Genomic DNA, 7,060 nt, shown 5'->3' with positions numbered 1-7,060 from the left:
GGAAACAACAGCTAGTTTTTCGACGTCTAGACGTTGGTCGCGTATTGACCGTGGGACGAGGGCGCCCCCGGTGGGAGAACCCGCGGGGCCCGCCGTCGTGTGTGCGGCTCAGGCCGGGGTGACGCGCACCGGCACGCTCGCCCAGCCCTTCAAAGTGTTGTTCAGCTTCGGGATCGGGTCGCCGGCCGGCTCGAGGGCGCGGGCCCGCTGGGCGAGGGCGGTGAGCACCAGCTCGGTCTCCAGGCGGGCCACCGGCTGGCCGACGCACTGGTGGATGCCCATGCCGAAGGCGACGTGGCCGGCCGCGCGGCGGCCGGTGTCGAGGCGGTCGGCGTCCTCGCCCCACTGGCGCGGGTCGCGGTTGGCCGAGCCCAGGAACAGCAGCACCTTGGTGCCCTCGGGGATGGTGGTGCCGGCGACCTCCACCTCGCGGGAGGTGGTGCGGAAGAAGGTCTGCACCGGCGACTCCCAGCGCAGGGCCTCGTCGAAGGCGAACTTCGCCTTGGCCGGGGTGGCGTGCAGCAGCGCCCACTGGTCGGGGTGGCGGGAGAGGCCGTAGACGGTGTTGGCGATGCCGTAGACGGTGGTGTCCACGCCGGCGGTGAGCAGCGAGCGGACCAGCATGGGCGCCTGCTCGTGGGTGATCTCGCCGCGGTCGGCGGCCTCCCAGATGTGGGCGCCGAAGCCTCCGGGGGCGAGGTTCTCCCGCTGGCACTGCTCCCAGATCCAGGCCTGGACCGGAGCGGCGGTGGCCAGGGCGTTGCGGCGCAGCTCGTTGTCCGGGCCGAAGGCGTTGAACGCCAGCCCGCCGTAGGGCAGCAGGTTCTCCCGGCCCTCCTCGGGCAGCCCGACGGCGTCGGGGAAGACCCGCAGCGGGTAGACCTCGGCCAGGTCGGTCACCGCGTCGAAGGTGCCCTGCTCCACCAGGCGGTCGGCGATCTCCGCGGCGGGGGCGGCGAACCGCTCCCGCAGCGCCCGCAGGCTGCGGGGCGAGATGACGCCGTTCATCGCCGTCCGGACGACGGTGTGGTCCGGTGGGTCGGCCTCCAGCAGCAGGCTCGGCGGTCGCCACGGCTTCTCCTTGGCGAAGTCGGCGAGCCCGGCACCCCGGCTGGAGACGAAGGTCTCCCAGTCCTTGAGCGCGGCCGTGACCTCGTCGAAGCGGCCCATCGCGTAGATGCCGTACCGCTCGAGGAAGACGACCGGACCGGCGTCGCGCAGGCGCCGGTGGAACTCGTAGGGGTCGGTCAGCACCTCGGTGCCGAACGGGTCGTCGTCCAGCACGGGGACGTCGGTGGTGGGTGGGCTGTCGACGGTCACGGGGTACTCCGGGTTCCGCTCGGGGACGCGACTGCGCACAGCGTGACCGCCGTCACCGGCCACCTCCCACCGCCGTCTCGCTCAATGAGAGACGCCGTCCCGGTCGGGGGACGACACGGCCCCGCCCACCGTGCTGGTGGACGGGGCCGGTTCGTCGCGGGGGCGACCAGGGGTCAGTACGTGTGGCCGTGGTCGGCCGAGGGCGCACCGATGACCGCCGGGGCGTGCGGGTCGACCGCGCCCGGGGTCTCCTCCTTGGGCCGGTGGATCTGCTCGAAGACCCGGGCCCGCAGCTCGGCGAACCGCGGCGAGGACCGCGTGTGCAGCTGGTCGCGCTCGTCGGGCAGGTCGATGGCCACGTCGTCGCGGATGACCGTCGGGCTGCTGGACAGCACGATGACCCGCTGCGCCAGGTAGACCGACTCGTCGATGTCGTGCGTGACGAACAGGGTGGTCACCTTGAACCGGTGCCACAGGTCGCGGACGAGGTCCTCGAGGTCGGCGCGCGTCTGCGCGTCGACCGCGGCGAAGGGCTCGTCCATGAGGAGCACCTCCGGCTCGTAGGCGATCGCGCGGGCGATCGAGACCCGCTGCTGCATGCCGCCGGAGAGCTGCCACGGGTAGGCGCTGTGCACGTCGGCCAGGCCGACGGCGGCGATCGACTCGTCGACGAGCTCCTTGCGCCGGGCCGCGGGGACCTTCTTCTGCTTGAGCGGCAGCTCCACGTTCTCCCGCACGCTCATCCACGGGAACAGGCTGCGCCCGTACTCCTGGAACACGATCGCCATGCCCGGCGGCGGGCCGTCGACCTTCTTGCCGTTGAGGAGGACCTCACCTTCCGTGGGGTCCAGCAGCCCGGACATGATCTTGAGCAGGGTGGTCTTGCCCGATCCGGAGGGCCCCACCAGGCAGGCGAACTCGCCCTCCTTGAGGGTGAAGGTCAGGTTGCGCACGGCCTCGACCGTGCGCGACTTGCCCTCGTAGATCTTCTTGATGCCGTTCACCTCGAGCATCGCGTTGCGCCTTCCGATTCAGGGGGTCAAGGGAGTGTGGGGAGGAGCGCGCGGTCAGCCGGCACGCTGGGCACGGCGCAGGCCGTGGTACCAGGCCAGCCACCGGTTCTCGACGAGGCGGAACAGCAGGGAGAGCAGGAACCCGAGCAGGCCGAGCATCAGCATGCCCGCCCACATCTCGGGGATGGCGAAGCTCCGCTGCGCCTGGACGATCGCGAAGCCCAGGCCGTCACTGGCCGCGAACAGCTCGCTGATGACCATCAGGATGATCGCGACCGACAGGCCCTGGCGCAGCCCGGCGGCCATCTGCGGGCTGGCCGCCGGCAGGATCAGGTGCCGCAGCCGAGCCGCACCGGAGATGCGGTAGGTCCGGGCGGTGTCGGACAGCACGCTGTCGACGGCCCGCACCCCCTCGGCGGTGTTCAGCAGGATCGGCCACATGCAGCCGAAGGCGATGACCACGATCTTCATCGTGTTCTCGATGCCGAAGATCAGCATCAGGATCGGGACGACGACCGGCGGCGGGATGGCCCGGAAGAACTCCAGCACCGGCTCGAGCAGGTCACGCAGCTTCTTGTAGGTGCCGATCAGCACGCCGAGGGTGACGGCGATGACCGCGGCGACCAGGTAGCCGGCCGCCAGCCGCCACAGGCTGGGCCACACGTCGTCGGCCAGCCGGGGCCCGAACCACTCCTCCACGAGGCTGTCGATGATCCGCGACAGCGGCGGGAAGTAGAAGTCGGTGCTGCTGGCCGACGTCACCCACCACAGCGCGAACAGGACGACGGGCAGGGCGAACGTGAAGCCCAACCGGCGCAGGACGCGCATCAGAGAGCCACCTCTCCACGCTGGGACGGGTGCCAGCTCAGGGCCCGTCGCTCGATGAACCGGAACACCAGGTTGACGATGACGCCGAGCAGGCCGGCGACGACGACGAGGGCGTAGGTCGCCTCGATGGCCCCCGAGCTCTGCGCCACCGCGAGGCGGTTGCCCAGGCCGGGGTTGCCGATGACCAGCTCGGCGGTGACCGCGAGGATCAGCGCGACCGAGGCCGACAGCCGCAGGCCGGTCATGACGTAGGGCAGCGCCGTGGGCCAGGTGACGTAGCGGATGCGGGCCAGGAAGCCGAACCGGTAGGCGCGGGCGGTGTCCTGGGCCACCGGGTCGACGTCCTGGACGCCGTAGAGCACCTGGATGAGCATCTGCCAGAAGGCCGCGTAGACGACCAGCAGCAGCTTGCTCTCCAGGGCGGTGCCGAACAGCAGCACCGCCAGGGGGATCAGCGCGACCGACGGGATCGGCCGGAGGAACTCGATCGTCGAGGCGGTCAGCTCCCGCAGCCAGTGCGAGCCGCCGATGACGATCCCGAGGACCACGCCGGCGACGGCCGCGATCGCGAGACCGATGGCCCAGCCCTGGATGGTGTCGAGCAGGGAGCTCCAGAACTCCGGCTGCCCGAACTGGTCGACCAGCGCCGCGCCGATCTCCGACGACGTCGGGAAGAACTGGCTGGGCAGGACGCCGATGCGCGGCAGGACCTCGAACAGGGCGATGAGGGCGACCAGGCCGATGGTGCCGAGTAGGACCGGCGAGCTGCCGATCTCCCGCCGGGCCGGCGGCTTGGGGGCGACGCCGGCGTCCGCGTTGTCGGCGGCCGGCTCGTAGACGGAGACGGGGGCGGAGTCGGTCACGGCGACGGCACCTCTCGTCCGTCGCGCCCCGCGCGGAGGGCGGACGGCGACGGCGCGGTGGCGCGAGCCGGTCGAGTTCGGCGCATGGGCGCTCCCCGGATAGTGGTGATCGGGTACGGAGTCGTATCGGATATCAGCCGTTCGCAGGGCGAACCGATGTTCTTCCTGTGAACGGAAACAGGTGATCCCACTCACCGTCAAGCGGCGCACTGTGCCTGTGACCACGCCGTGATCGCACGTGAGCGCCGCTTGCCGAACAGCAGTTCACTCTGCGCACAATGTCACAGACGCGACCGGCGTCACAGCCCTGGGGAGGAACTGCGTTGGAGATCGCCGAGGAGCAGGCCGCCCTGCCGGCGCGCGACAGTACCTTCGTGCAGTCGCTCGACCGTGGTCTGGCCGTCATCCGCGCCTTCGACGCCGAGCACCCGCGGCTGAACCTGTCCGACGTCGCCCGCGCCACCGGCCTGACCCGGGCCGCGGCCCGGCGCTTCCTGCTCACGCTGGTGCAACTGGGTTACGTGCGCATGGACGGCCGGGAGTTCTCCCTGCGTCCCCGCGTCCTCGAGCTGGGCTACTCCTACCTGTCGGGCCTGACGCTGCCGGAGGTGGCCGAGCCGCACCTGGAGACGCTGGTGTCCCGGGTCCACGAGTCCTCGTCGGTGTCGGTGCTCGACGGCGACGAGATCGTCTACGTGGCGCGGGTCCCCACCAAGCGGATCATGACCGTGCTCATCGCCGTGGGCACCCGCTTCCCGGCGCACGCCACCTCGATGGGCCGGGTGCTGCTCGCCGGCCTGCCGCACGCCGAGCTGGCCGGCTACCTGCAGCGCGCGGTGTTCACCCGCTTCACCGAGCACACCGTCACCGACCCCGTCGAGCTGCGGGCCGCCGTCGAGCTCGCCGGCCGGCAGGGCTACGCCCTCGTCGACCAGGAGCTCGAGCACGGCCTGCGGTCGGCCGCCGCCCCGATCCGGGACGCCGACGGCGAGGTGGTCGCCGCCCTCAACGTCTCCGTCCACGCCAGCCGGACGTCGATGGGGCAGCTGGAGCAGGAGCTGGTACCGGCGCTGCTGGAGACGGCGGCGAACATCGAACTGGACCTCGAGCGCACCCGGCGTCCGGGGTCGTGACCCCGCCCGCACCCGACCGCCCCCGCCGGTGGTGGGCGTGGCTCGCCCCCGCCGCCGTCCTGGTCCTGGTCGCCCTCTGCCTGCGCGCGCCGTTCGCCGCCGTGGGGCCCCTGCTCGGGGAGCTCAGCGACGAGCTGGCCGTCTCCACGTCGGCGCTCGCGGTCCTCACCTCGCTGCCGCTGGTCTGCTTCGGACTGCTCTCCCCCACCGCGCCGGCCCTCGCGGCGCGCCTCGGCGTCCACCGCGCCGTCCTCGCCGGCTCCGTCGTGCTCGCGGTGGGCGTGGCCCTGCGGCTGGCCGGCACCTGGGGTCTGTTCGCCGGCACCGTCCTGCTCAGCGGCGGCATCGCCGTGGTCAACGTGCTGCTCCCCGCCGCCGTCCGCGCGGAGTACGGCCCGCGCAGCGCTCCCGTCCTCGGGGCGACGACCGCCTCGATGGCCCTGTCGGCCAGCTTCGGCGCGGGTCTCGCCCAGCCGATGGCCACCGCCGGCGGCAGCGCCGTCGCCGGGTTGGCGCTGTGGTTGCTGCTGGTGGTCCCCGCCACCGCCTGCGTCGCCGTCCTCGCCGTCCGCCGGAGGCAGCCGGCCGGCCCGCCGGCCGCCCGGCTCCCGGTCGCCGCGGTCCTGCGGGACCGGGTGGCCGTCGCCGTCACCGTGTTCTTCGGCCTCCAGTCGCTGGCCTTCTACGCGATGCTCACCTGGCTGGCCGACGTCCTGGAGGACGACGCCGGGGTCTCGGCCGTGGGCGCCGGCGCTCTCGTCGCCGCCGCGGCCTCGATCGGCGCCCCGTGCGCGCTCGTCGTCCCGCCGCTCGCGGCCCGCCGGGCCAGCCAGGTCCCCTGGGTGGTCGGGAGCAGCCTCCCCACGGCGGTCGGCATCGTCGGCCTGCTGGTGGCGCCCGCGGCGGCACCGGTCCTCTGGGCGGTGCTCTACGGCCTCGGCACCGGCCTGTGCTTCCCGCTGGCGATGACGCTGATCCTGGTCCGCACCCGGGACGTCGCCCAGACCGGCCGGCTGTCGGCCGCCGCGCAGAGCGCCGGCTACCTGCTGGCCGCGACCGGCCCGCTGGCCGTCGGCCTGCTGCACGACGCGACCGGCGGGTGGCGACCGGGCCTGGTCCTGCTGCTCGTGCTGCTGGGCGTGCAGATCGCAGCCGGGGTGTACGCCGGCCGGCCGCGCCTGGTCACCGAGAGGCCCCGGGCGGAGCGCGAGCAGCCCGCCCCCGCACGGCCCTGACCCCACGACGGACGAGGAGGAGCGCATGGACAAGGTGGTGGAGAGTGCTGCCGCGGCGGTGGCCGACGTGCCCGACGGCGCGGTGCTGGCCGTGGGCGGGTTCGGGCTGTGCGGCATCCCGTACGGGCTGATCGACGCGCTGCTGGAGCAGGGCACCACGGACCTGACCACGATCAGCAACAACTGCGGCGTCGACGACGCGGCGCTGGGCGTGCTGCTGTACGCCGGGCGGATCCGCAAGACGATCAGCTCGTTCGTGGGCGGCTCCAAGGAGGTCGCCCGCCGCTACCTGTCCGGGCAGCTGGAGGTGGAGCTCACCCCGCAGGGCACCCTGGCCGAGCGGCTGCGCGCCGGGGGCGTCGGGATCCCGGCCTTCTACACCCCCACCGGCGTGGGCACGATGGTCGCCGACGGCGGCATCCCGGTCCGCTACGACGCCGAGGGCACCGTGGTGCAGACCTCCGCGCCCAAGGAGATCCGCGAGTTCGACGGCCAGCAGTACGTGCTGGAGACCGCGCTGACCGCCGACTTCGGGCTCGTGCGCGCCGCGGTCGGCGACCGGCACGGCAACCTGGTGTTCCACGAGTCCGCGGCCAACTTCAACCCGCTGGCCGGCATGGCCGGGCGGATCACCATCGCCGAGGTCGAGCGCCTGGTGGAGCCCGGGG

Annotated in this window: 7 protein-coding genes; 3 read left to right on the top strand and 4 right to left on the bottom strand. The window is 72.8% G+C overall.

The window, feature by feature from the left end; all coding sequences use genetic code 11:
* Positions 1-108: 108 nt before the first annotated feature.
* The 4 genes from ACI78V_RS22690 to ACI78V_RS22675 all read right to left on the bottom strand — a co-directional run bounded on the left by ACI78V_RS22690 (position 109) and on the right by ACI78V_RS22675 (position 4,024).
* A complete protein-coding gene (locus tag ACI78V_RS22690) occupies positions 109-1,320 on the bottom strand; it encodes a cytochrome P450 (RefSeq protein WP_456855040.1) in 1,212 nt (403 codons plus the stop codon).
* 173 nt (positions 1,321-1,493) lie between these two features.
* Positions 1,494-2,333, bottom strand: a complete 840-nt coding sequence (locus ACI78V_RS22685; RefSeq protein ID WP_456855037.1) for an ABC transporter ATP-binding protein — start codon at positions 2,331-2,333, stop codon at positions 1,494-1,496.
* Between the two features lie 54 nt (positions 2,334-2,387).
* The gene (locus ACI78V_RS22680; RefSeq protein ID WP_456855035.1) at positions 2,388-3,161 is read right to left on the bottom strand and encodes an ABC transporter permease; all 774 of its coding nucleotides are present in this window, start codon (positions 3,159-3,161) and stop codon (positions 2,388-2,390) included.
* On the bottom strand, positions 3,161-4,024 hold the full coding sequence (locus tag ACI78V_RS22675; protein WP_456855029.1) for an ABC transporter permease: 864 nt from the start codon (positions 4,022-4,024) through the stop codon (positions 3,161-3,163). The genes ACI78V_RS22680 and ACI78V_RS22675 overlap by 1 nt, the downstream gene beginning before the upstream one ends.
* 323 nt (positions 4,025-4,347) lie before the next feature.
* Between ACI78V_RS22675 and ACI78V_RS22670 the strand changes: the two genes are divergently transcribed.
* From ACI78V_RS22670 to ACI78V_RS22660, 3 genes are all read left to right on the top strand, one after another.
* Positions 4,348-5,157, top strand: coding sequence for an IclR family transcriptional regulator domain-containing protein (locus ACI78V_RS22670; RefSeq protein ID WP_456855024.1), 810 nt, complete (start codon positions 4,348-4,350; stop codon positions 5,155-5,157).
* A complete protein-coding gene (locus tag ACI78V_RS22665; protein ID WP_456855020.1) occupies positions 5,154-6,392 on the top strand; it encodes an MFS transporter in 1,239 nt (412 codons plus the stop codon). The genes ACI78V_RS22670 and ACI78V_RS22665 overlap by 4 nt, the downstream gene beginning before the upstream one ends.
* Positions 6,393-6,417: 25 nt before the next feature.
* A partial coding sequence (locus ACI78V_RS22660; RefSeq protein WP_456855015.1) for a CoA transferase subunit A occupies positions 6,418-7,060 on the top strand: 643 nt, incomplete at its 3' end.

This window comes from Geodermatophilus sp. SYSU D00742, from assembly GCF_054049935.1.
This window is presented reverse-complemented; position numbering and strand designations above follow the sequence as displayed.

What these genes read in the sequence shown, in the direction of transcription:
- ACI78V_RS22680 (WP_456855035.1), bottom strand. Translation starts at nt 3,161, where the DNA reads ATGCGCGTCCTGCGCCGGTTGGGCTTCACGTTCGCCCTGCCCGTCGTC.
- ACI78V_RS22685 (WP_456855037.1), bottom strand. Translation starts at nt 2,333, where the DNA reads ATGCTCGAGGTGAACGGCATCAAGAAGATCTACGAGGGCAAGTCGCGC.